Below are 22,576 nucleotides of genomic sequence, written 5' to 3'. Positions count from 1 at the left end.
CGCGCCGCCGGAACGCGACCCGCGGCCGATCTATCTGGCGACCTTCGGTCTGCTGATGTCGGCTGCGAGCTACGCCATTCCCGATGAACGCATCGCGGGAGCCCTTTTTGGCTCCGGCCTGATTACCGCGGCCTTTTGCGCGGTCTACTGGCCCACCCGCGGCCTCGATTAAGCCGGTCCATCGAAGGCCTCTGCTCAAATCGGGCTGTCATTCCCGGCAGGCCGGAGGCCTGACCGGGAATCCAGAGCAACTTTCATGATGTTTGTCGTGACCCTGGATTCCCGATCGCGCTTCGCGCGTCGGGAATGACATCCAAGCCGTTGCGAGCCTACAGCAGAGCGCCTTCTGAGATCGCCCGAAGGCCAAAGCCGAGAGCGATGATTCCCCATCCTTTGAACAGCAAATCGATGCCCAGGAAGGTTCCGATCGCCCAAAGCCCGGTGAACGGCCAGCCGGTCACCAACAGCGCGCCAAGCAGCAGCGCGACGCCGCCTTGCAGGAGATACATCCACAGACCGTCGATCTGGGAGGTCAGCGCAAAACCGATGACGAGTATGCCTTCGGCGATGAAATAGAAGGCGATGAGAAGCGTGATCGCCTCGGCGCTGATCGCCGGGCGCGTCAGCAGCATGATTCCGACGATCGCCAGAAGAACCGCCCAGAGGACGTGGACGAAGAAGTCTGTCCACAGGCCCGCGGCCGAAAAGGCGAATATGAGAACCGACACCGCGCTGACGATGAGCAGCGCGCCAAGAAAGCCGACCGCGATGAACGTCGCCATCCTGGCTCGGATGATCGCGAGGATTCCCAGCGCCCCGATCAATATTCCCAAGGCGATGACCCAGCCCCAGTGAACGGCAAGGACGTCGGGGGCGCCTGAAACGAAAGAGTCAAACTGTCGCTGCATCTAAGGCTTCCATGGTGAGATGAGGAAAGCGGAATCTTTGCCGATTAGGCGCAAATAGCAAGCCGATAATTGTGACCGAATGATTTGACGGATGGCGGCGTTCTGGTCCGCGCCGAAATCTCGAATAGCGCGGACTTTGGCCGCTCCGTCTCGGTCGAAACCCGCCCGCCGCCGCGCGGCGCCAGCATCCAGAGCGGAATGGATGGTTGCGACGCCTTCCGCGCGATCCGACGCGCCGTGGAGGTCCGACATGCCCATGCGGTTACCTGCTTCTCACTCGCGACTATATTCTCCCGCACGGCGCTGCGCGCGCGAGCGCGCATGAGCTTTCGCTGAGCGCGCCGATGAGAGCAAAAGAGCCGTGCCGCGCCATTTCGACCCCGCGCTGATCAACGATCCGTTTGACGATCCGGGTCTTTACGTCGATCTCGTTTTCGAAAAGCGGGCGCTGCTGTTCGATCTTGGCGATCTTGGACGGCTTTCGCCCCGTAAGACGCTGCGAATCAGCGATGTCTTCGTCACGCATCTGCATATGGATCACTTCGCGGGCTTCGATCAGCTGCTGCGGCGCCTGCTCGGGCGGGAAATGACGCTCGGCGTTTACGGACCCCACGGCATAATCGATGCGGTCGAGCATAAGCTCAAGGCCTATTCCTGGAACCTCATCGACGGCTACGAGGGCAATCTGACATTCAAGGTGACCGAAATGGACGAATCCGGGCGCGCTGCTTCCGCTTCATTTTCAGGTCGAACGCAATTTGCGCGTCGCGACGAAGAGAAGCGCCAATCGAGCGAGGGACTGCTGCTGAAAGAGTCCGGAATACAGGTTCGCGCCACGACGCTCGATCATGGCCTTCCGGTGCTGGCGTTCGCTCTGGAGGAGCGCGCGCATATCAACATTTGGCGCAACCAGCTCGACGCATTGGGGCTCGCCGTGGGCCCATGGCTGCGGGCGTTCAAAGAGGCAACGCTTCGCGGCGCCGATGACGCGGACCTCATCAAGGTCGCCTGGGCTGACCCGGAAGACAGGAAACCCCAGGCCCTGCCCTTCGGAATGCTCAAGAAGGAGATCATGAAAATCTCCTCGGGCCGCAAGATCGCCTATGTCGTCGACTGCGCCTATACCGAATGCAACATCGAACGAATCGTGAAGCTCGCGAAAGGCGCGGACACGCTCTTCATCGAAGGAGGATTTTTGGAGCGCGACTCGGCCGCCGCGTCCAAGCGGCGACATCTGACGGCGCGTCAGGCGGGAACGATCGCGCGCCGCGCCAGCGTGAGGCGGCTCGTGACCTTCCATTACTCGCCTCGCTACAAAGGCGAGGGCGCGGAGCTTGCGCGGGAAGCTCAGGACGCGTTCCTTAGAGCAGGTTCCGAAAAAGTTGACAGACTTTTTCGATGAGAACCTGCTCCAACGTTTATTTTGGGCGATTCCTTATCGATCACATGATTCCATGTGATCGGGAAGCGCTTAGCGCTGAATGTTCGGGAGCGGGAAGCGGTCCATGAAGCCTATTCGAGCGTCGGCTTTTTTCCTTTTTGCAGCGCTGTTGATTTCGGACGCCGCCATTGGCGCCGAGAGGAGCCGTTCCGTCATTCCGCTGACCTTGACCCAGGATGAATATCTTGGCGGGCGCATCTATCTGCCGGTTCGCATCGGCAACGTCATGGGAAACATGCGCCTTGACACTGGCGCCTCGAGCACGCGCCTCAGGCTGGCGCCCTGGAACAAGGACCTGCCGGTTCTGGGCGCAAGCCTCTCCACCGGGGCGTCCGGCGCGACAATGCGCTGTGACGATGTCGAAGCGCAGAATGTCGAACTCGTCGCCGATCAAGGAAACAACGTCGCGCGAGCGAAATATCAACTCACCCGATGTCCGCCTGGCGACGGTGACGATCTTTTGGGGCTGGATTTTTTCAAAGGCGCGCGATTCAGCCTCGACATCGATCGGCGTGAACTCACCTTTTTCGGCGACGCGACGGCGAGCGGCCGTCCGAAGCCGTTTCGGCGGCTCGGACCCGATGAGCGTCTTGTCGGCATCGACCTGCGCTTGGGCAATACGGCGGCGGTCGGCCTGTTCGATTCGGGCGCGGAAGTCTCGGCCGTCGATCAGCGGTTCATACGCAAGCACAAGGGGCTGTTCACGGCCGTGAAGGCCAAAGCCCGGGCAAGCGGCGTCGGCGGAAAACGCATTTCCTTGAAGGTCTACAAGATCAAGTCGCTTGACCTCGGCGAAGGCGGCGTCCTGCGCGACCTCTACGCGATCTCCTATGACTTCGGCGCCTTGCGCGCCGCGCTTGGCCGCGATGTTTCTTTCCTGATCGGCTATAATCTCATCCGCAGATTTGCCTGGGACTTCGATTTTCGTGCGCCGGATTCGCCGACTTGGGACGCGAAGCTGAAATAGACGATCGCGCGGCGCCGCGCGAACGCAGCGCAGCCGATATGTGGTGCGTCGCAGCGGCGAGCGCGTCTAGAAGTTCACCTTCGACGCGAGATAGAATGTGCGGCCCGGAGAGGGATATCCGTCAGCGAGCACATAGTAGTCATCGAATGCGTTTCGCACGCCGGCGCTGAATTTGATGTTGTCGCCCGGCGTATAATCAGCGTTGAAGTTCGTCAGGCAAAAGGCGCCCGTCCGATAATACCAATTGCCATTTGTTATGGACGTCCAGCGAGCGCCGGCCACTTCAATGCTTGGCGTCAAGGTCAGCTGGGGAATGGGACGGTAGCCGGCGTAGAGAAACATCTTGAGGTCGGGCACCCCCGTCGGCTGAAAATTGACGATCGACGGCGAATTGACCCGGCGCCGAATCAGCGTGACGTTGCCGCCGAGCGAGAAATCCTCGCGCACGAAGTAATCGGCCGAGATTTCCGCGCCCCAGAATCTGCCGCCGCCGACGTTCTGAGATTGCGTGACGTTCACGCCGAACTGCGGCGCCGGCACGCTTTGGATGAGATTGTCGACGAGGCTGTAGAAGACGTCGATCGACACCCGGCCGCCGGGCGCAAAGAGGCTTGACCAGCCGAGATCGAAATTGGTTGCGCGCTCCGGCTTGAGCGTCGGATTGGACGTCGCGCCGCCAAAGCGGGTGCTGAAACGCTCGAAGAGCGTAGGATAGCGCGTCCGGCTCGAACCGTTGAAGTAAACGCGGTCTGTATCGTTGTAGCGCCAGATGGCCGCGCCCTGATAGTTCGGCGCCTGCACGTCGATGGGCCGATAGTCGATGACGCCCTGCGGAACGGCAAAGCCTTGCGCCTGGCGCAGATGCCGCCAGTCGTAGCTAAAGCCCGCAACGATATCGATGTCTTGTCTCGGGTGAAACGTGTTCTCGACGGCCGCCGAATAGGTGTCCTCGATGCTCGAAATCACCGGCTGGGTGTAGCAGGGGACGCTGGTCACACAGCCGGAGCGCGTGCCGCGAAAATTCTGCCCGAAATTCTCCTGCCACTCGGAATGATTGTCGAGGCGATAGAAGAACAGCGCCTTCAACGTGTCGATATCGCCGATCTGCGTGCCCACTTCGGCCTCGGCGCCGAGCGCATAATCGGCATAAGCGCTGTTGAACGATCGAGGCAGCGACTGCTTGATGAAAGAAGGGTCGTCGTAGCTGACGAGGGAATTGTCGAATTTGCTCCAATAGCCGCGCGTCTTCACATAGGAGGAGTCGCCAAGCTGCGTCTTCGACAGGAAATAAAGGTTCTGGACCCGCCAGTATGGCCATCGCCAGAAGCGCTGCGTGGAGATGGGATCGGTCGTATGCAGCGGCGCGCCCTTTTGGCCTTCTTGGCGGCTGAAGCTTAGGGAATATTCGTCGGTCGCATTGGGCGTCACGCCCACGCGCGCATTGATATTGTAGTCCTGTGTATGGGATTGACCGCGAAATCCCCATCCTTGAGCGAGAGTCGAGCGATAGCTCGCGGGTAGCATCCAGCCGTCGTAGTTCTGAAAAGTGCCGCTGAGCTGCGCATAATACATGTCCTTTTTCGTGCCGACGAAGCCGTAGGTCATCGGCCCCAGGAATGTGCCGTCGCGACCAAAATCGAATCGCGTGCGCCATTCGGCTTCAATCTCTCGGGTGGGTCTGCGCGTCACCAGATTGATCTGGCCGCCCATGCCGCCAGGGCCGTCGAGCACCGAGACATAGCCCTTGGCGATCTGCACTTCGGCAATGTCGGCGGTCAGAAAGCGCGCGAAATCGAGTCTGTTGTCGACCGGCAGATAAACGCGAACGCCGTCGACTGTGAGCGGCACCTGCCAGCGATCGAAACCGCGCACATAGATATTCTGCTCGTTGCGGGAATTGCCGGAAATCTGACTATTGACGCCCGGCGCGATATTGACTGCGCTGTCGAGCGACGGGCGGGCAAATGTCTCCATCTGTCTGTTGGTGATGGTGTAGCCGCCGAAGGCGTCCGTGTGCTGACTGGGCGTCGGACCATTGTCGGTTTTTTCCGACGGGACCCACGCGGGGGGCGGAGCGCCTACCCCGCCGCCGCCGGCGCCGGCGCCGGGCTGAGCGACCTTGGTCGGGACTCCAAGACGACGTTCCCCGACTTTGATCTGGCCGAGCTCGAAAGCCTTTGGCGCACGCACCTCGATCGGCGGCAGCGGCGTCTGCGCGTTCATAGGAATTGATAGCGCGAGAAGAACGCCGCCTGAAATCGCCGTCGTCGTCAGCAGCCTGGTCATCATTGCCCCCGTGAACTTCAGAGAGAGTTGAGGAAAGCGAGCAGCGCGTCGCGCTGGGGTTCGGGTAGATTGCGGAAGGCGTCGGCGGAGGATTGCGCTTCGCCGCCGTGCCAGAGGATCGCCTCGACGAGCGTTCGCGCCCTGCCATCGTGCAGAAAATCGGCGCCGTCTCCGCCTTTGCCGGCGAGGCCCAGTCCCCAGAGCGGCGGCGTGCGCCAGTCCCTTGGACCAGCCTCGAAGTCGTCGCGGCCGTCGGCGAGCCCGTCGCCCATGTCGTGCAGCAGAAGGTCGGTGTAGGGATGAATCTCGACGCCGTTGAGCGCGGGCTGCAGCGAGAAATCCGCAACATGCAGCGCGTCGCGATGGCAGTTCGAACAGCCGATCTCATGGAACAGAACGTCGCCGTCCTTGACGCGCGGGTCCCCGAGATTGCGCCTGGCCGGCGGCGCAAGCGCGCGGATGTAATTGACGACCGCGTCGAGCTGGGCGTCGGTCAATTCCGGCGTCGAAGCGCCGCGACGGCATTCACTTTGTGACGGAGGGCAGTTCTCGACAGGAAACAGCGACGAGGTGACCCCGATGTCTTCGACGAAGGCGTTGGCGATCTGCTGCTTGAGATTGGGCTGATTTGCTTTGAGTCCGAAGCGGCCGAGCGTTCTCTGGCCGGTCTCAACGCTGAAGACGAAATTCGGTCTGCCCGCGCCGGCGAGAATTTCGGCCTCAGGGACCGCCTCGAGCAGACCCAGGCCGAAAACCGGCGGCGCGTTGCGCAGCGACGTCTTCGTCTCGAGCCCGAGCGGACCATAAGCAAGATTGCGGAAGGAGAGCGTCGGCCGACGAAGCCTTACCGTCGCGCCATCAGAGAGCGCCACATCGAATTCGGCGTATTCGACGACGGCCTGGCCTTCGCCAGCGACGCCGGGAACGCCTTCGGGATTGAGCTGAGCGCCGTAATCAGGATGAACGCGCGGTCCGCCATGCGCGTCCCTTCCCTCGACGCTCAGCCTCGCCGCCATCGTGCGCGCGACGCCATTTTCGCTGTCTGGCGCGGCGCCGCGGCCATTCTTGACGTGGCAGGCGATGCAGGAAAGTCGATTATAGAGCGGACCGAGACCGATAAAGTCGGGATGGTCCTGCGACGGCCCGATGACCCAGGCTTGGCGGAAGATTCCGCTCCCCTTGAGAAAGCTTGCGGCATGTTCGCCGTCCAGTCCCTCCATCGGCTGGATGAAGGCCTCGGTGTCGGGGCCGCTCGTCTCATAGCGCGCGGCGCCCGCGAGCAGCACTGCGCATAGAAGGACGCCGAAGCGTTTCATGGCGCCGGCTCCAGGCTTTTGACGAGGTCACGCGCCTGTCGCCGCGCCGCGCCGATCTCCTCGCGCCATTGTGCGATTTGCTGCGGATCGATGGCGTCGCGACGCGTGAAGCGCTCGAGGAAGGCGGTTGCGCGCGCGTCGCTTTCGGACACCGGAATGAAGCCGGCGAGTCTCTTCGCTTCGCCCAGCGCCGCCATGGCTTTCGCATTGCCGGCGAATTTTTTCTCGGCGTCGTGAATCTTGCGCCACAGTTCGGCGCTCTCGGCATGGCCTTCGACGATCGCGAGATCGAAGAGCAGCGCGATCAGCGGCGTGCGCCAGCGGCCGACCTCCGAGCCATAATCCAGTATCGTTGACGCCGGCAGCGCAAAGGGATCCGCAAAGCCCTGCGGCGCGCTCTGATAGGCGTCGGGTCGCGCCGGATGCCGGCGGCTGTCCCGCTCCATCATCAGTCGCTGGCCGTCCGTCGACAGCAGGAAGTCGATGAAGGCCTGCGCGCCGGCGACATGCTTGGAGGCGGCGGTCATCGCGACATGGGCGGGCAGAAACGCCGTGCGCTGGGGATAGATCATCTCGACCGCAGCGCCACTGGCTTTGGCGATCTCGGCGAAGAAATCGATCGTCAGCGCGAGCGCCGCTTTGCCTTCGCGCACAGAGGCCGTCGGCGCGAATCCGGAATCGAGCAGCGTCGCCTCGCCGGCCATCTCGCTGAGGAGACGCCAACCAGCGTCCCAACCTTCGCTCTGCAAAAGGATGTCATAGAGCGCAGGCGAGAAGCCGACCTTTGAGGCGATCGGCATAGCGAGCTGGCGCGCATAGTCGGGCGACGCGAGGTCGCGCCAGCGGCGCGGCGCGGAAAGGCCGGCCGCCGCCAGCGCGCTTGGATTCGCGACGATCCCATAGCCGGCGACGTCATAGGCTTCGTAGAGGCCTGCGGGATCGGACAATTGCTGCTGGCCGAGCCGGCCGGGAAGCACGGCGCGGTCGACCGTTATCTTGCGGAAGGCGCCCCGGTCGCGAAGACGCGCGAAATTCGCCGGCGCCGGAGCCCAATAGACGTCCGCACCGCCCTGTTCGGGCTTGGCGAGTTCGGCAAGCGCGTCGCGGGACTGCTTCCAGATGAATCGAACGTGGCTTTGCGGATGGCTGCGCTCGAACTCCCGCTCGTAACGGGTCGTCAGTTCTTCGGGAAAGCTTGTGACGACGATGATCGCCTCATTGTCCGACGCGCCGGACGGCGCAGCGCATAGAATGCTGAAAAGGCTTGCGAATGCAGCGACGGCGACAGCGCGGATCATGTGATCGAGGACCGTTATGTAGTTAGCTTACATATTGCTTGACTACAAAGGAGCGGTATAAAAGTCAACATCCGAACTTTAAGCAGCGAATGATCAGTATATGTGCAAACGCCATAGGCCTATCGGTAATTGATATATTATCTGAAAACATATCGCTTTTTGATAAAATGGTGCTGTTTTTCAATAGGATAAACTGCGTCAGTCCAGCGCTGCGCGCGTCGTTGGCGGTTTTTGTCCGTTTTTGTCGACTTCAATACAAGATGTGTGAAACGAGGAGTCTCCCGTCGCTTGGCCGGCGCCGGATTCCCCTGCAACGCAAAGGGGTGCGACTTGGCGCGTCATTTGCTGAAAAGGCGCCGGAGGGCGCCCCATGCCAGGCTTTTCAGCAAAAGAATTCCTCTCCGACTGCAGTGAGCATTTCGTCATCATCCTCGGCACGAACGAGATCGCCTCCGCGGTCGCGGCGCGATTGACATGGGAGCGGCGCCGCGTGGTTCTCAGCCATGACGCGTACCCGCCGGTCATCCGACGGGGGATGGCCTTTCACGACGCGCTTTATGGAGATCGCGCGGAAGTCGACGGCGTCGTCGCCGATCTGACGCAAACGACGCTGGATGTGGTCGACGTCTTGTCCCGGCCGGGACGCGTCGCCGTTTCGCCTCTGCCCTTGACGGACCTCATCACTCTGCGCGCACCCGACGTTCTGATCGACGCCCGCATGCAAAAGCACCGCGTCACGCCGGATCTGCGCGGGATCGCAGGTCTCGTGATCGGGATGGGTCCAAACTTCAGGGCGGGCTGGAACTGCGACGTGGCGATCGAGACTCATCCGGCGCATACGGGCGAATTGCTCGAAAACGGCGCCACGCTGCCTTCAGACGGCGTCGCTCGCGTTCTCGGCGGCGTCGGCAAGGAGCGCTTCATCTATTCGGCGCGGGATGGCGTCTGGCGGACGCCGCTCGACATCGGCGCTCGGGTTTTCAGGGATTATCTGCTCGGCCGACTCGACGGCCTTCCCATCCAGGCGCCGATGGACGGCTTCCTGCGGGGGATCGCGCGCGACGGGGTGCATGCGGCGCGGGGCGTGAAGCTCGTGGAAATTGATCCGCGCGGACGCGCCTCGAACTGGACCGGAACCGACGAGCGCGGTCGCGCCATCGCCGAGGCGGTGGTCAGAGCGATCGCTCAGTCGCCGGCGCGGGGACGGAGACCATCGCGGACCAGAGTAACGCTCCACTAACCGATATTCATCCTTAGCCGCGGTTGCCTCCGGCCTTCCCACCCTGTATCCGGGCGATGAGGCGGGACGCTGACATGGCCGAAGGCAAGATCGATGCTTCACTGGCGCTGCGTAGCGAGGGCCGACTCCTTGTCGGCCGCGACCGCGTCAAGCTGTTAGAGGCCGTCGCGGCCCACGGCAGCATCACCAAGGCCGCCAAGGCCGTCGGCTTCAGCTACAAGGCCGCATGGGACGCGGTGAACGCGATCAACAATCTCTTGCCCACGCCAGCCTTCATCACCAAGGCTGGAGGTCGCAGCGGCGGCGGCGCCGAGGTGACGGAGGAAGGGCGCCGGCTGATCGCCACCTTCCACCGCCTCGAAGAGAAACTTGCGCGCATCTCCGAGACGATCGCCGAAGAGGGTCTCGCGGGCGCCGAGGATTTTCTGCTGTGGACCACGGGCATGACAATTTCCGCGCGCAATGTTTTTCGCGCCGAAGTGACTCAGGTCAAGAAATGGCCGGTCGACGTCGAAGTGACCCTGCGGGTGTCGGAAAAGGATACGATCCTGGCGATCGTCACCAACGAGTCAGCCGAGCGACTGGGCCTTTCTCAAGGGCGCAAGGCGCTGGCGCTGATAAAGGCGTCCTTCGTCAATCTGGCGCCCGCGGGCGACGCGGCGCCGCTGCAGCGCAATTGCTTCCGCGGCGTAGTCACGCAGCGGATTGACGCCGAACGCAATAGCGAAATTCTGCTCGACGTCGGTTTCGGAAAGACGATGACCGCGGTGACGCCGCGCCACCTCGTTGAAGATATGGGACTGAAAGAAGGGGACGCCGCGCTGGCGACCTTCGACGCTGCGGACGTCATTTTGGCGGTGGAATAGCGGGTCTGCGACGGCGCCAGCTCCAACTGGATACCGGCTCAATTCCGCAATAGACTCTCGCCGGCGCTTTTCGCAGAAGGCGTGGACTCGAAGGAGCATCCTATGAAGCCAGTTTATTTCATTGCCGCGGCCGCATTGTCTTTTTACGCGACGAACGCGCTCGCCGAAACGAAGAAGCCGACGTCCAAGTGGACGTGCGAGGATTTCCTGGCGGTCGACGACCAATTTCAGCCGAAGGTGATCTACTGGTCCTCTGCGCAGAGCAAGAAAGGCAAGCCGCTCGCAACGGACGTCGATATCGAAGGCACGGAGAAGGTCATTCCTATAATCATCGATGATTGCAAGAAGGCGCCGCAAGAGTCTTTCTGGAGCAAGCTCAAGGGCGCTTGGAAAAAGGTCGAGACCGACGCAAAGTCGCTTGGCAAAAAGTTGTGAACCTCCTTGCTGGCCAAATGGAAGGCTGAACAATGCTTGAAACGATCGCGGTCATCCTCATCATCATGTGGCTGCTCGGGCTGGTCTCCTCATATACGCTCGGCGGCTTCATTCACATTCTCCTTGTGATCGCAGTCATCGTGATCATTCTGCGCGTCATTCAGGGCCGCAGCATTCTTTAGCGAACGCCGCGCGAGGAACGCTCACGTTTGGCCGACGACCGAGGCGGGGAAGCGAGCGCAACGCTGTTCGCTGGCTTTCCCTCGCCCCCGCTCCATTTCGACTCGAAGCGCGCGAAACGCGTCTCGAGCTCCCATTGCCGTCTGGCTTTTTCGGAACCTGCCAAGAAACGACGGCACTCGGCGGAAGGCGAAGTCCCGCCAAGCCGAGCGTTGAGGCAAACCGAAACGGGGCGCGCGGCCGCAGGATCGCGCCACAGGCTCTCGCCGGGAAGAAAAGCGTACGTCAGGCTGTTTCGAGAGAGCTGTTTCAAGTCGCGGTAGGAAAGTTGGTAGACGCGCGCGGCGCGCTGATATTCGTGCGTGAGATCGATTCGCGATACGCCCTCGTCGTCAGTCGATAACGCCGTCGGCACGCCCGCGTTGCGATAGAGCGGGAATGGATGGTCCGCGCCTTCGACGCCGAGAATTTGCGCATTGGACGTGAGATTGATCTCGACCATTATTCCATCGCGCGCCATTCTTGCCATCAGACCTTTGGCGTCGCGCTCGAAGCCGATGTCGACGCCATGGCCGATGCGCCCCGCGCCGGCGACCTCGACCGCCTCGCGGATATGGAAGGTCAGATCCCTGGGAGGAACGAGCCCCATTGTCAGTTCCCCCGCATGGAGACTGATCCGCGCCTTCGGGTGTCGGCGCCCGATGTCGCCGACGATCCGCATCTGATCGCTATAATTTCCCAGCGTGATTTCATCGTCCTCGGCTGCGACGAGGTTCAATCCGACAACCGGCCCGTCCCGTGAGGCGAGACGAGCGGCAAGCGCCGTCTGCGCAAACAATTTCGCGCGGTCGACATTGCGATAGACCTGGGCGAGAAACCGTACCGCGACATCGCATCCGGGCCGACGATGAACCGCGTCGCTGCAGGCGAGCCGCCGGTCCTTGTCGGCGACAACGGCGACGACGCCCTCCGCCGCGCGCTGGACGAGGTCGCCGAGACCTTTGCCGTCGAGCGCCGCAAGCATTGCGTCGGGATCGTCCTTCCAGCCGATCTGCTCGCCAAAATCGCGCGCCTCGCCCATCAGCGGACTGATCATCAATTCGAGATACAAGACGTTCTGCGCGGCGGCGCGCTCGACGACCTCGGCGAGGGCGGCGCCGACATTGTTCCCCGTCACGTCTGAGAACCGAAAGAAGCTGTTGAAGAACTGATCATGACCGCTCACGCGCGCGGTGATGACGTCGCGCATCGACCAGGCGTTGATCGCGTCTCGATAGGCCTGCGTCGAGCGCAGCGCTTCCGCGAGAGGCGGCTTCGACACAGCCTCGCAAGGCGGCGGCAGCGCCGCCTTGCTCTTGACGTCGAAACACCACCCCTCGGCCCGCGCCCAAGCCAAAGCGCTCTCCGCATAGACGGCGCCCGCAAGGTGATTGTGCAAATCGGCGCCTTTCGGCATTTCGACAAGAAAACTGCGTAGAGCGGCGCCATTGCCGCGCAGGCCTTCCAGCGCCGCAGACGTGTCGCGCACGGCGGCGGCGCTTAAAACTTCGCGCGCATGGACTGCGCAGCCGCCCCATGCGACGGCGAGGGCCGCGCAGAACATCCGCAACGACGCCGAGCCCGGCAGGATTTCAGCAAGCGAACGACTGAGACGCGGGGTCATGAGCAGCTCCGAGACGCGATTCACTGCGGCTTCTTAGCGCACCGCAAAGGCCTTCCGGCATTCGACGCCGCAAAACACTTTTTTGCAAAGGAAGCTTGCTCATTTCAGTCGAACTATGACAAGAGTGATGCTCACATTCTTGGGGAAGCCAAATTTGGCGAATGTCGATGTCGTGGTCGCGCAAAAACTCAGCGTACAAGCTGTTTCGCATTCTTTTCATCAACTTTGGCCTGCTCGTCAGTCTCGTCGTCGTTGCGGAGATTGTTCTTCATCTCGTCTACACGGGCGGCAATCCATTTCTGGCGCCTGTGAAAAACGAGTTGAGGGTTCGCGATCCGCATTACACCCATGGCCTGAAGCCCAATTTTAACGGCTTCGACGCCTGGGGCTCCAATATAGTTCCCATTTTCACCAATTCACTGGGCTTTAGAGACGCCGCCGTACGCAGCGTGCCGATGACGGTGGACCGCAAGCGCGTCATCTTTATCGGCGATTCCTTCACTGAGAGTCCCGGCGTCCCCTATGAGCAGTCTTTTGTTGGGCTTTTCGCGCAGGCTTTTCCCGCACTCGATGTGTTGAATGCGGGAGTCTCAAGCTATGCGCCGTCCGTCTATTACGAGAAACTCAAATATCTCCTCGACGCCGGCCTCAAGTTCGACGAGGCTGTGGTTTACATTGATATCTCCGACATACAGGACGAAGGCGTTTTCTATTCGTATGATCAAAATGGCGTATTGCAGATGGGCGTGTTTCAGCCCACGGCAAACGTTTGTTCCCCTGTCCCGCGGCCGCCGCTGCCACAACCACCAAAGAGGTGGTGGGAGAAAGTCTCTTATATGGGGGAGTTCCTTGGCCAGATGCGCTACTCAGCGGAGTTGGGGAGAGCGCTCGGGCGAGCGACCTTCGAGGAGCTTTCAAAATCGGGCGTCGTCTACAGCCCCGATTACACGCGTGCGAGCTGGACATATAGCGAGAATTCAAGCTGCTACGGCCCATTAGGGATCGACGCGTCTATCGAAAAGGCGAAGAAGCAATTGGATCGCCTCTACGAACTCCTGTCGTCGCGCGGGATCGCGCTTTCAATTGGGGTCTATCCATGGCCGCAGCAGCTGCTCTACGACGTTGAAAATTCGCGGCAAGCGCGCGTCTGGCGCGACTGGTGCGCCGGCAAATGCAGAAAATTTTTCGATCACTTTCCCGACTTTTTCGCCTATAAAACGCAAGATCCTGATTTCATTAGATCCTTGTATTTCTGGGGAGACTTTCACTTCAACGCGAAGGGCAACGCGCTCCTGGCGAACGGTCTCATTAAGAATTACGAATGAGGACGCGGGGAGCGAAGCCATCCGGCAAGTCATGGGAAATTTGCGGTTCGCCAGCCTTGCAGATAATTTGTTGTTGAGGCGACTTGGGGGGTCTCGTCTGAATGTCGCATGAGGACTATTCGAGAGACCGTTCCGCCGCCATGGGGTCCGATCGATCGTTCGGTCTGGTGATCGCCGCGGCGATCACGGTCATCAGCATGCTGCCGCTTCGGCACGGCGAGGCGCCTCATTTCTGGGGGCTCGCTGCTGCGCTTGGTTTCGCCGCCGCGGCGTTCCTCGCGCCCGCCAAACTGCGGCCGCTGAACCGACTGTGGCACCAGCTGGGCTTGGCGCTGCACAAAATCACCAACCCGATCATCATGGGCGTTTTGTTCTTTGGAGTGATCCTCCCGATCGCGGTGATTTTCCGACTGCGCCGCGCCGATCCGCTCAAACTTGCGTTCGACAAGAACGCGACGTCCTACTGGACCATGCGCAATACGCCCGAAGGGGCGAGCGACATGAGCAAGCAGTTCTGAGGAGAGAGATAAATGAGCTTCCTGCTCGAACTTTGGGATTATCTCAAGACCAGTAAGAAATACTGGATGGCGCCGGTTCTGGTTATCATGCTGCTGATCGGCGCGCTGATCGTTCTGCAGGGCACCGCGGTCGCTCCGTTCATCTATACGCTCTTTTAAAGCGCGATGCGGATACTTGGCATCTCCGCCTTCTACCACGACAGCGCAGCCGCCGTGGTAGAGGATGGCGAAATTATCGCCGCCGCTCAGGAAGAGCGATTCTCGCGCAAAAAGCACGACTCGCGCTTTCCGCGTCACGCGATCGATTACTGTCTTGAAGCGGCCGGAGTAACGCCTCAAGACTTAGATTTCGTCGCCTTCTACGATAAGCCGTTCATCAAATTCGAGCGGCTGCTGGAAACCTATATCGCCTTTGCGCCGCGCGGATTCCAGTCGTTCAAAATGTCGCTGCCTCTCTGGCTGCGCGAAAAGCTCTTTCAAAAGTCGCTGCTGCTGAAAGAGATGAAGGCCTATTCGGCGGATGTCGACTGGGCGAAAAGGCTGCTGTTCGCCGAGCATCACTTCAGCCACGCCGCCAGCGCCTTCTACCCCTCTCCGTTCAAGGACGCGATCGTTCTGACGATGGATGGAGTCGGCGAGTGGGCGACGACGTCGGTCGCTTTCGGCAGTGACAATCAACTGACCATGCAGCGCGAATTGCGCTTCCCGCATTCGCTCGGCCTGCTGTATTCGGCTTTCACCTATTACACCGGGTTCAAGGTGAACTCCGGCGAATACAAGCTGATGGGCCTTGCCCCCTATGGCGAGCCGAAATACGCCGATGTGATCCTGGACAATTTGATCGACCTCAAGCCGGACGGCACCTTTCGGCTCGATCAATCATATTTCGACTATTGCACCGGCTTGCGGATGACCAACGCCAAGTTCGACGAACTGTTCGGCGGCCCGGCGCGCAAGCCGGAGGAACTCCTGACGCAGCGTCACATGGATCTCGCCGCCTCGATACAGGCGGTCACCGAGGAGATCGTCCTTAGGCTCACCCGCGCGCTCGCCAAGGAGACCGGCGCACGCAATCTTTGTCTCGCCGGCGGCGTCGCGCTGAATTGCGTCGCCAATGGAAAGCTGCTGCGTGACGGTAGCTTTGACCAGATCTGGATCCAGCCGGCGGCCGGCGACGCCGGCGGCGCGCTCGGCGCGGCGCTCGCCGGCTACTATCACTACAAGAAAAATTCCCGAAGCCTCAACGGCGGCGGCGACGCCATGCGCGGCTCCTATCTCGGCCCTTCTTTCCCGCAAGCCGAGATCGAGCGCCGGCTGCACGCCGTTGGCGCCAGATTCGAGGCGATGGCGGAAGGCGATCTCATCGAAGCGGCGGCGCGGGACCTCGCCGACGAGAAAGCGGTTGGCTGGTTTCAAGGCCGAATGGAATTCGGGCCACGCGCGCTTGGCGGACGGTCGATTCTAGGCGACCCACGTTCCGACACGATGCAGAAAACACTCAACCTCAAAATCAAATATCGCGAGTCGTTTCGGCCCTTCGCGCCATCGGTGTTGCGTGAGGATGTCGCGGACTGGTTCGAGCTCGAAGGCGATTCCCCGTACATGCTGCTCGTCGCCGATGTCGCCGAAAAGCATCGTCACGCAATGACGGCCGAGCAGCAGAATCTGTTTGGCATCGACAAGCTCAATGTTCCGCGCAGCTCGATTCCGGCCGTGACCCACGTCGACTATTCCGCGCGGATTCAGACCGTGCATCAGGAGACGAACCCGCGCTATCACGCGCTGCTTTCGGCGTTCAAGCGAATGACCGCCTGTCCCGTGCTCGTCAATACGAGCTTCAATGTGCGCGGCGAACCCATCGTCTGCACCCCAGAGGACGCCTTCGGCTGCTTCATGGGCACGGAAATGGACACGCTGGTGATCGGCGATTGTTATTTGCGCAAAGACGATCAGGACGCATCACTCAAGCACGATTACAAAGAAAAGTTTGAACTGGACTGACCGCAACTTGCGTTTTTCCAGAGCGGATCGGACAGCGTTCCATGGCTGACTTCTGAACGCGCGCGCCGAATTTCCGCCAGGATCTCATCTCCAAATATCGCTAAGCGATCGCTGTTGATTTGATAGATGTCATTCGGCGCCGACGTCTTGGCGACGCCGTTCTATGCACAGGAAAGGAACGCCGCTCAGCTTGACGGATTGTTTAAAGCCGCGTCTCTTTTTCGGAGACTGCCTAAACGCCTGTGATTGCATCGATTTTTTTTCATTGATGGAGCGGCAAATGGATTTCGATCGCGTCAACCGGGAAAGTCTTATCCATAGTCTGCGCGACGCCCTGCCGCTTTCCGCTCGCCCCCGGCCGGCGCTCCTCGCATTTCTGCGCGCGCGCGGCGCGATCGGGAGAAGCGCGCCGCGGCTCGTCGTCGTCGACATCTTCGATGCGGGCGGAACGCGGGGTTTGATGTGCCGCTTCGAGATCGCCGGTGAAACCGACGCCCCAAGTTTCGTTGCGCAGTTGACGCAGCTTGCACTCGATCGGAGACACCCGCTGGCGCAACGGCTCGCCGAGCGTCGACGGCGTGCGCCGCGCACGGGGGCGCCCTGAGACGACTGCGCTTGGAGCAGGTTCCGAAAAAGTTGACAGACTTTTTCGATGAGAACCTGCTCCACCATTTTGATTTTGAGCGATTCCTTATCGATCACATGAGTCCATGTGATCGGGAAGCGCTCTAGTTGTCTCGACCCGAACGACGCCCTCGGCGAACGTCGCCGTCAACATGCCCGGAGTCGAGTGCGCCCGTCCGCATCTCCCCTCGCGATCGACAAGAATGAGGCCGCCGCGGCCGTCCACTCTGTCGACGAGATAACGTATCGCCGCGCGGGCGGCTTCTTCAGCCTGCATCGAGCGAAATTCGACGAAGCAGGCGGCGGTGCGCGCCAGTGTAGTGCGAATGAAATCCTCGCCGACGCCGGTGCAGGAAACCGCGCAACTGAGGTTATCCGCGAATGTTCCCGCGCCGATGATCGGAGAATCGCCGACGCGGCCGGCGCGCTGGTTCACAACGCCTCCGGTTGACGTCGCTGCTGCAAGATCGCCGTTGCGATCGCGCGCGACGGCGCCGACCGTGCCGAGTTTCGCATCCGTCGCGTCGGAATGATCGAGCGCGGTCTCATGCTTTCGCTTCGCCTTGGCGAGCTGCGCGACGCGTTCCTCCGTCCGGAAATAATCTTCGTTTTCGAAGGCGAACTGCTGCTCTCGCGCGAAGCGCTCAGCGCCGTCGCCGACGAGCAGCACATTGCCGCTCTTCTCCATCACCGCATATGCAAGGCGCACCGGATTTCTGACGCCGCGTATAGCGGCGACGGCGCCCGCCTTGAGGGTGCGGCCGTCCATGACCGATGCGTCGCACAATGCGGCGCCTTCGGCGTTGAGCACGGAACCCCGACCGGCGTTGAAAAGCGGATCGTCTTCGAGCAGCGCGACGCAGTGAACGACCGCTTCGAGCGCCGACGATCCCTCTGAGAGAAGGCCGGCGCCCGATTCGACGATCGCGCGCAAGGAAGCCTCATAGCGATGCGGATCGCGGATCGCGCCGGCGCCGCCATGGATCATCAAAGAAACGCTCGTCATCGCCCAACCAGCGGCTTGTCGATGCGTCTCGCGCCTGCGCTATAGTCTCGCGCCTCAAACCTCTGGAGTGAACGCCATGCGCAACACATTGGTTCTTTCCTTGATCTTCGCAGCCCTTGTGGCGCCGGCGGCGTCCGAGACGTCGATCATAGGCAAAAAGGACGGGAAGGACATCGTGACGGTGCGCGTCGGCGAAGCCTCACAATCCAAACAGGCGCTCCCGATCTTCCCTGGAATTTCCACAAAAACCGCCGGCGCAAAAGGGCTGTCTCTATTGAAGGTCGTCATTCCTCCCGGCGGCAAGGCGCAGGCCCACACGCACAAGGGGCACGAGTCCGCGATCTATCTGTTGCAGGGCCGTGTCGAGACGCGGTACGGAGAAAATCTGGAAAAGAGCGTCGTGAACGTCGCCGGTGATTTCATTTTCATTCCTGCTGACGTGCCGCATCAGCCCGTGAACTTGAGCGACAGCGAAGCAGCGATCGCAATCGTCGCCCGCAACGACGGCGACGAGCAGGAGCATGTCATTCTCCATCCGATGAAAAGATAGTCGACGCCAAACTTTTGCTCACTGCACACTGCGCCTTGGCTTTTTGAAAGCAAGCCTCGACAGGAAAGAGCCGCCGAGGCTTTTCGCACAAACCATTCATTTGCAGGAAGACAAGGCGCCAGAAAGCGCGCTTATGAAGTTCGTTATGTTGACGATCGCCTCATGTGTCGTCCGAAAGCGTCATGATGGCTCAATGACGATGCGGTTTAACGACATGAAGCTGAAGCCGAGAAATTGCAGGCGATGACGCTCGAGCGTCGCGCCTCTCAAAGCGCGCCAATTCTTTAGGCGCTCCCTTCGGACATAACGCTCAGGAGTAGCTCATGCCCCGGTTTGCGGCTTTCCGAAACGATTCCGCTCAGGAAATCGATTCGTCGGCGCAGAGCGCGTTTGTTTCTGCGTCAGAAAATTTGTCCCCAGATGCGCGCATCTTAATCGTCAGCGACACGCGCCTGTTTAGCGAAGCGCTTGGCTTACGTCTGAGCCAGCACGCGGGAATGTCCGTCGTCTCCGTCGTCGCGTGCGGCGCCGCTCTGGCGGCGGCGGCTCAATCTGAACTTGACATTGTGCTGCTTGACGTTGGCGAACTGGAAGCGCTCGCGATTGCGCAAGCTCTCGGCGCGCAACATCAAGATCTGCAGATCGTGGCCATCGGCGCGCCGGCATCGGCTGGCGCAGCATTGGCGGCCGCTTGTCCATCGATCGTCGGCGTCATTCCTCGCGAGGGCTCGATTGAAGACGTTGTCGAACTGCTGGAGCGACTGACCGCAGCGCCGGCGTTTCGATCGGTCGAGGAGCGTCGGGCTATCGGCAAGGCGCCGCATGCGAATGCAAAGGACGCGCTTACGGCGCGCGAGCGGGAAATACTCGAACTGATCGAGCGCGGGCTGTCGAATAAGGAGATCGCCCGTCGGCTACGCATCGAGCTCGGCACAGTGAAGAATCACGTGCACAATGTTCTGCAGAAGCTGCAAGTTCGCGGCCGCGGCGAAGCGGCGCACTCGATGCGAAAGCGCTCCTCCGCAAATCACGGAGGAGCGCTTCATTCGCCGATCGATCGAGAACCGCTCGTGCTTGCGACTAAATAAGGCCCGCGGCCCGTAGCTGCATTATGCGCTGGATGATCGCCGGATTGATCCTTTGCATCATGGCGGGATCAACGGCCCATGGCGCAGGCGCGCTCAGCGGAGCGAATCCATCGATCATCGCGCCCGCGGGCGCCAGACCCGCGCCAGCGGGCGCCGCTGCGCCCATCGGCTGAGTTGCGGCCAGACTGGGCACGCGCTCAAAATCCGGCGCGCCGACGCCTTCGCGCGTGGAGTCGCCGAGATAGCGGACGCCGGATGAGGCCAACAGCGAGAAGAGCTGCGCAACGCGTTGCTCATTGCGCGCCGTACGCGCCCCTGCGAGAAGCGGATGGTGCGCGAGAAGCAGCGCCGCCATGCCGGTGACGTGAGGCGTCGCCATCGAGGTGCCGTCCCAGGCCGCATATCCGCCGCCAGGCACAGTGGAGACGATCGCCACGCCCGGCGCCGCGACAGTGATCTGCGGCCCGAAGCACGTGAATTTCGGCGAGAACATCGTCCCCGCGACAAGTTGCGGGACAACCGTCTGAGCGTGATAGCTGTCGGAGGGAAACTCGTCGAGCTTGCCCATCGCGGCGACCGTCAGCACCGTCGGCAGCATGCCAGGAAATTGCACGGGTCCGCTGGAGTTTCCGGCGGCGACGATGCAGGCGACGCCGCTCTGGCGCGCTTCGGAGATTTTCTGCGCAACGAGTTCGGAAGGATCGCCGCTGCCAAGGCTCATATTGACGACGTCGAGCTGCCGTTCGATGCATTCGTCGAGCGCGTCGATGAGATCGCTGAAACGACCGCCGGGAAACACTTTCAACGCGTGAACTTCCGCCTTGGGCGCAAAGCCACGAATGCCGGCGACGCCGTCGGAGGCGGCCGTAATGATTCCGGCGCAATGCGTGCCGTGGCCGATTTGATCGTTCGACCAGCTCGTCTTGTCGCCGCCATTGGTGAGATCGGCGCCGCGCGTCACATGGCGCAGTTGCGGGTGCGCGCTGTCGCAACCGGAATCGATGATGCCGATCTTGACGCCGGCGCCAGTGAACGAAGGATCAAGCCGGTCGAGCTTCATCAGGCGCTGACCCCAGCCGACCATCCCGCTCTGAGGGAAGCCGTTGAAGCTTTCCGTCAGCGGACGCAACTGCACAGTGTTCATCGCGCCGGCCTGAAGCGCTGGCGCGCGCAGCATCCGATCCCAATGATCGGCGGAAGGTTTGACGTAAATCGCCTGGATGGTCTCGATCGGACCGCCGAAAACCGTCACGACGACTTCACCGCGCTCATTGGAGACGCCTTGGCCCGGAAAGCCCTGCCCATAGACATAGACCGTCGCCTTGGGCAGCGGCTTGCCGCCAACGCCCACGACGCGCAGCTGCACGTCGACTCCGACGCCCGCCGCGATCGGCATGACTCCGTTGAAGTCGAAGGGCCGAAAATCGTCCGAGGCGCGAAGAAAGGCGTCGCGCTCCACAATGACGTTGGGCGGCGCCGACGCCTGCAGTTTGGCGCCGCGATCAGGGTCCATCTCGGCGACGAGAATTTCCGGCGTCTGAGACGATGGCCCGCCGGCTGAAAAGGCGGTGAGCCCGCGCGGCTGAATCCGCCGCACGATCTTTACGTCGGGCAGCGCATTGGCGAGATCCATCGCCGAAGCGGGCGCGAATCCGGGCACGCGCCGCGAGGCGATCATAAAGCGCTCCGTTGGCGCAATCGCCATCGGCTCCACGCGCGTATCCGCGCCATTGGGCGAGGGCGCCGCACGCCCGGAACTCTGACCATTCGGCCCATTCGGCGCAGGATTAGCAGTATCGGGACCAGCCATTTCGACTCTCCTAATAAAATCAGGCCAGCCTGCGCATCGCTCTGAAGAATGCGGCGGCGGCGTTAAAATGCTTTCAACGGAGCGTTTGGTTCGATGATCAGGGTCGCGCCAAATTGTTCGCGCAATTGACTGGCGACCGCGGCGGGGAGAGCGACGACCAACCTCGGTTGACCGGCCTTGCCGGCGCGCTGAAGAATTGCGGCGCCGGGAACAGACTGCATCGCCTGTTCGAAAGCAGCTAAATCTCCTGCGCCCGCCGCATTCCGCGGCGCCACCAAAAATTGATCGATGCCGTTCGTTGCGCTCATGATTTCGCGATCCTGATCTCTCGAGGGCTTCCGGGCCGATGAATCGGCCCGGAAGCGGCAGCAGATCATCCTTCATGCGTCGCGTCGATTGCGTCGCTCAGACGTCAGCCGTACATCGGCGCCTGCATCTGCGGCACGTAGTAGACGGGCTGCGGGCCTGCTTCGAACGGCAGGAAGCGCTGGGCAAGTCCGCCCACCACATTGCCAACCGTCTGGCCAGCGCCGGCGTTGCCGAAGCGGCCGCCGATCCAGTTGCCAACCCGGCCCCCGACCGCGCCGAGCGCATCGCCGATGAAGCCCTGCGGAACGAAAACCGGCTCTGCTTCGAACGGCAGGAAGCGCTGAGCGAGACCGCCCACCGTGCCGCCGATCGTCTGCCCCAGTCCAGCGTTGCCGAAGCGGCCGCCGATGAAACCGCCGAGCGGCGCGCCGATCGCGCCAAGCGCATCGCCGACGATGCCCTGCGGCGCGAACACAGGCGCAGCCGTCTGGGGGACATAATAAGTTCCAGCCTGTGGGCCAGCTTCGAACGGCAGGAAGCGCTGGGCAAGTCCGCCCACCACATTGCCAACCGTCTGGCCAGCGCCGGCGTTGCCGAAGCGGCCGCCGATCCAGTTGCCAACCCGGCCCCCGACCGCGCCGAGCGCATCGCCGATGAAGCCCTGCGGAACGAAAACCGGCTCTGCTTCGAACGGCAGGAAGCGCTGAGCGAGACCGCCCACCGTGCCGCCGATCGTCTGCCCCAG

21 protein-coding genes and 1 pseudogene are annotated in these 22,576 nt (G+C 61.6%); 13 read left to right on the top strand and 9 right to left on the bottom strand.

What is annotated here, in order from left to right:
* Window positions 1-329: 329 nt before the first annotated feature.
* Complete coding sequence (locus IYW40_RS15165; protein ID WP_123174260.1) at window positions 330-908, bottom strand: DUF308 domain-containing protein; 579 nt, start codon at window positions 906-908, stop codon at window positions 330-332.
* A 361-nt stretch (window positions 909-1,269) separates the two neighbouring features.
* Between IYW40_RS15165 and IYW40_RS15160 the strand changes: the two genes are divergently transcribed.
* Window positions 1,270-2,310 carry an MBL fold metallo-hydrolase gene (locus IYW40_RS15160; protein ID WP_196401158.1) on the top strand — a complete coding sequence of 347 codons (1,041 nt, stop codon included), beginning with the start codon at window positions 1,270-1,272 and terminating at the stop codon, window positions 2,308-2,310.
* A 103-nt stretch (window positions 2,311-2,413) separates the two neighbouring features.
* On the top strand, window positions 2,414-3,316 hold the full coding sequence (locus tag IYW40_RS15155; protein WP_196401157.1) for an aspartyl protease family protein: 903 nt from the start codon (window positions 2,414-2,416) through the stop codon (window positions 3,314-3,316).
* A gap of 66 nt (window positions 3,317-3,382) precedes the next feature.
* Here the strand turns inward: IYW40_RS15155 and IYW40_RS15150 are convergent, their stop codons facing one another.
* Genes IYW40_RS15150 through IYW40_RS15140 form a run of 3 tightly spaced genes read right to left on the bottom strand, consistent with a single transcriptional unit; the run spans window position 3,383 to window position 8,216 of the window.
* On the bottom strand, window positions 3,383-5,605 hold the full coding sequence (locus IYW40_RS15150; RefSeq protein ID WP_246720834.1) for a TonB-dependent receptor: 2,223 nt from the start codon (window positions 5,603-5,605) through the stop codon (window positions 3,383-3,385).
* A 14-nt stretch (window positions 5,606-5,619) separates the two neighbouring features.
* Complete coding sequence (locus IYW40_RS15145) at window positions 5,620-6,918, bottom strand: di-heme oxidoredictase family protein (protein ID WP_196401156.1); 1,299 nt, start codon at window positions 6,916-6,918, stop codon at window positions 5,620-5,622.
* The gene (locus IYW40_RS15140) at window positions 6,915-8,216 is read right to left on the bottom strand and encodes an extracellular solute-binding protein (RefSeq protein WP_196401155.1); all 1,302 of its coding nucleotides are present in this window, start codon (window positions 8,214-8,216) and stop codon (window positions 6,915-6,917) included. Before IYW40_RS15140 ends, IYW40_RS15145 begins: the two co-directional genes overlap by 4 nt.
* A 370-nt stretch (window positions 8,217-8,586) precedes the next feature.
* On the opposite strand from IYW40_RS15140, the gene IYW40_RS15135 reads away from it, so the two are divergent.
* From IYW40_RS15135 to IYW40_RS15120, 4 genes are all read left to right on the top strand, one after another.
* Window positions 8,587-9,456, top strand: a complete 870-nt coding sequence (locus tag IYW40_RS15135; protein WP_196401154.1) for a xanthine dehydrogenase — start codon at window positions 8,587-8,589, stop codon at window positions 9,454-9,456.
* Window positions 9,457-9,530: 74 nt separating this feature from the next.
* The gene (locus IYW40_RS15130) at window positions 9,531-10,322 is read left to right on the top strand and encodes a TOBE domain-containing protein (protein WP_196401153.1); all 792 of its coding nucleotides are present in this window, start codon (window positions 9,531-9,533) and stop codon (window positions 10,320-10,322) included.
* 102 nt (window positions 10,323-10,424) lie between these two features.
* Window positions 10,425-10,757 (top strand): acid-activated periplasmic chaperone HdeA, encoded by a 333-nt coding sequence (gene hdeA / locus IYW40_RS15125; protein ID WP_196401152.1) that lies wholly within the window; start codon window positions 10,425-10,427, stop codon window positions 10,755-10,757.
* A gap of 32 nt (window positions 10,758-10,789) precedes the next feature.
* A complete protein-coding gene (locus tag IYW40_RS15120) occupies window positions 10,790-10,939 on the top strand; it encodes a lmo0937 family membrane protein (protein ID WP_196401151.1) in 150 nt (49 codons plus the stop codon).
* Here the strand turns inward: IYW40_RS15120 and IYW40_RS15115 are convergent.
* Window positions 10,936-12,600 carry an adenosine deaminase gene (locus tag IYW40_RS15115; protein ID WP_246720833.1) on the bottom strand — a complete coding sequence of 555 codons (1,665 nt, stop codon included), beginning with the start codon at window positions 12,598-12,600 and terminating at the stop codon, window positions 10,936-10,938. The genes IYW40_RS15120 and IYW40_RS15115 overlap by 4 nt on opposite strands.
* A 167-nt stretch (window positions 12,601-12,767) precedes the next feature.
* On the opposite strand from IYW40_RS15115, the gene IYW40_RS15110 reads away from it, so the two are divergent.
* From IYW40_RS15110 to IYW40_RS15090, 5 genes are all read left to right on the top strand, one after another.
* Entirely contained in the window at window positions 12,768-13,925 is a 1,158-nt protein-coding gene (locus IYW40_RS15110; protein ID WP_246720832.1) for an SGNH/GDSL hydrolase family protein, read from the top strand.
* A 101-nt stretch (window positions 13,926-14,026) separates the two neighbouring features.
* Window positions 14,027-14,443 (top strand): SxtJ family membrane protein, encoded by a 417-nt coding sequence (locus IYW40_RS15105; RefSeq protein WP_196401149.1) that lies wholly within the window; start codon window positions 14,027-14,029, stop codon window positions 14,441-14,443.
* Between the two features lie 12 nt (window positions 14,444-14,455).
* Complete coding sequence (locus IYW40_RS15100) at window positions 14,456-14,602, top strand: DUF5989 family protein (protein ID WP_014891398.1); 147 nt, start codon at window positions 14,456-14,458, stop codon at window positions 14,600-14,602.
* 6 nt (window positions 14,603-14,608) lie between these two features.
* Window positions 14,609-16,444 carry a carbamoyltransferase gene (locus tag IYW40_RS15095; protein ID WP_196401148.1) on the top strand — a complete coding sequence of 612 codons (1,836 nt, stop codon included), beginning with the start codon at window positions 14,609-14,611 and terminating at the stop codon, window positions 16,442-16,444.
* Between the two features lie 280 nt (window positions 16,445-16,724).
* Window positions 16,725-17,048: a hypothetical protein gene (locus IYW40_RS15090; protein WP_196401147.1), complete on the top strand. Its 324-nt coding sequence runs from the start codon at window positions 16,725-16,727 to the stop codon at window positions 17,046-17,048.
* Between the two features lie 87 nt (window positions 17,049-17,135).
* Here IYW40_RS15090 and IYW40_RS15085 read toward each other — a convergent pair whose 3' ends face one another.
* Window positions 17,136-18,074, bottom strand: coding sequence for an isoaspartyl peptidase/L-asparaginase family protein (locus IYW40_RS15085; RefSeq protein ID WP_196401146.1), 939 nt, complete (start codon window positions 18,072-18,074; stop codon window positions 17,136-17,138).
* A 67-nt stretch (window positions 18,075-18,141) separates the two neighbouring features.
* Here IYW40_RS15085 and IYW40_RS15080 point away from each other — a divergent pair, with 67 nt between their 5' ends.
* On the top strand, window positions 18,142-18,624 hold the full coding sequence (locus IYW40_RS15080) for a cupin domain-containing protein (RefSeq protein WP_196401145.1): 483 nt from the start codon (window positions 18,142-18,144) through the stop codon (window positions 18,622-18,624).
* 497 nt (window positions 18,625-19,121) lie between these two features.
* On the top strand, window positions 19,122-19,712 hold the full coding sequence (locus IYW40_RS15075) for a response regulator transcription factor (protein ID WP_246720831.1): 591 nt from the start codon (window positions 19,122-19,124) through the stop codon (window positions 19,710-19,712).
* Here the strand turns inward: IYW40_RS15075 and IYW40_RS15070 are convergent.
* The 3 genes and pseudogenes from IYW40_RS15070 to IYW40_RS15060 form a co-directional block, all read right to left on the bottom strand.
* Window positions 19,705-21,522 (bottom strand): S8 family serine peptidase, encoded by a 1,818-nt coding sequence (locus IYW40_RS15070; protein ID WP_196401143.1) that lies wholly within the window; start codon window positions 21,520-21,522, stop codon window positions 19,705-19,707. The genes IYW40_RS15075 and IYW40_RS15070 overlap by 8 nt on opposite strands.
* Window positions 21,523-21,584: 62 nt before the next feature.
* Entirely contained in the window at window positions 21,585-21,830 is a 246-nt protein-coding gene (locus tag IYW40_RS15065; RefSeq protein ID WP_175093991.1) for a hypothetical protein, read from the bottom strand.
* Between the two features lie 104 nt (window positions 21,831-21,934).
* Window positions 21,935-22,576: pseudogene (locus IYW40_RS15060) on the bottom strand (hypothetical protein); the annotation flags it as partial.

Source organism: Methylocystis sp. H4A, assembly GCF_015709545.1.
Lineage (GTDB): Bacteria > Pseudomonadota > Alphaproteobacteria > Rhizobiales > Beijerinckiaceae > Methylocystis > Methylocystis silviterrae.
This window is presented reverse-complemented; position numbering and strand designations above follow the sequence as displayed.

Coding starts and splice junctions, on each gene's coding strand:
- IYW40_RS15165 (WP_123174260.1), bottom strand. CDS start 908: ATGCAGCGACAGTTTGACTCTTTCGTTTCAGGCGCCCCCGACGTCCTT.
- IYW40_RS15155 (WP_196401157.1), top strand. CDS start 2,414: ATGAAGCCTATTCGAGCGTCGGCTTTTTTCCTTTTTGCAGCGCTGTTG.
- IYW40_RS15150 (WP_246720834.1), bottom strand. CDS start 5,605: ATGATGACCAGGCTGCTGACGACGACGGCGATTTCAGGCGGCGTTCTT.
- IYW40_RS15145 (WP_196401156.1), bottom strand. CDS start 6,918: ATGAAACGCTTCGGCGTCCTTCTATGCGCAGTGCTGCTCGCGGGCGCC.
- IYW40_RS15140 (WP_196401155.1), bottom strand. CDS start 8,216: ATGATCCGCGCTGTCGCCGTCGCTGCATTCGCAAGCCTTTTCAGCATT.
- IYW40_RS15135 (WP_196401154.1), top strand. CDS start 8,587: ATGCCAGGCTTTTCAGCAAAAGAATTCCTCTCCGACTGCAGTGAGCAT.
- IYW40_RS15130 (WP_196401153.1), top strand. CDS start 9,531: ATGGCCGAAGGCAAGATCGATGCTTCACTGGCGCTGCGTAGCGAGGGC.
- hdeA (WP_196401152.1), top strand. CDS start 10,425: ATGAAGCCAGTTTATTTCATTGCCGCGGCCGCATTGTCTTTTTACGCG.
- IYW40_RS15120 (WP_196401151.1), top strand. CDS start 10,790: ATGCTTGAAACGATCGCGGTCATCCTCATCATCATGTGGCTGCTCGGG.
- IYW40_RS15115 (WP_246720833.1), bottom strand. CDS start 12,600: ATGACCCCGCGTCTCAGTCGTTCGCTTGCTGAAATCCTGCCGGGCTCG.
- IYW40_RS15110 (WP_246720832.1), top strand. CDS start 12,768: ATGTCGTGGTCGCGCAAAAACTCAGCGTACAAGCTGTTTCGCATTCTT.
- IYW40_RS15105 (WP_196401149.1), top strand. CDS start 14,027: ATGTCGCATGAGGACTATTCGAGAGACCGTTCCGCCGCCATGGGGTCC.
- IYW40_RS15100 (WP_014891398.1), top strand. CDS start 14,456: ATGAGCTTCCTGCTCGAACTTTGGGATTATCTCAAGACCAGTAAGAAA.
- IYW40_RS15095 (WP_196401148.1), top strand. CDS start 14,609: ATGCGGATACTTGGCATCTCCGCCTTCTACCACGACAGCGCAGCCGCC.
- IYW40_RS15090 (WP_196401147.1), top strand. CDS start 16,725: ATGGATTTCGATCGCGTCAACCGGGAAAGTCTTATCCATAGTCTGCGC.
- IYW40_RS15085 (WP_196401146.1), bottom strand. CDS start 18,074: ATGACGAGCGTTTCTTTGATGATCCATGGCGGCGCCGGCGCGATCCGC.
- IYW40_RS15075 (WP_246720831.1), top strand. CDS start 19,122: ATGTCCGTCGTCTCCGTCGTCGCGTGCGGCGCCGCTCTGGCGGCGGCG.
- IYW40_RS15070 (WP_196401143.1), bottom strand. CDS start 21,522: ATGGCTGGTCCCGATACTGCTAATCCTGCGCCGAATGGGCCGAATGGT.
- IYW40_RS15065 (WP_175093991.1), bottom strand. CDS start 21,830: ATGAGCGCAACGAACGGCATCGATCAATTTTTGGTGGCGCCGCGGAAT.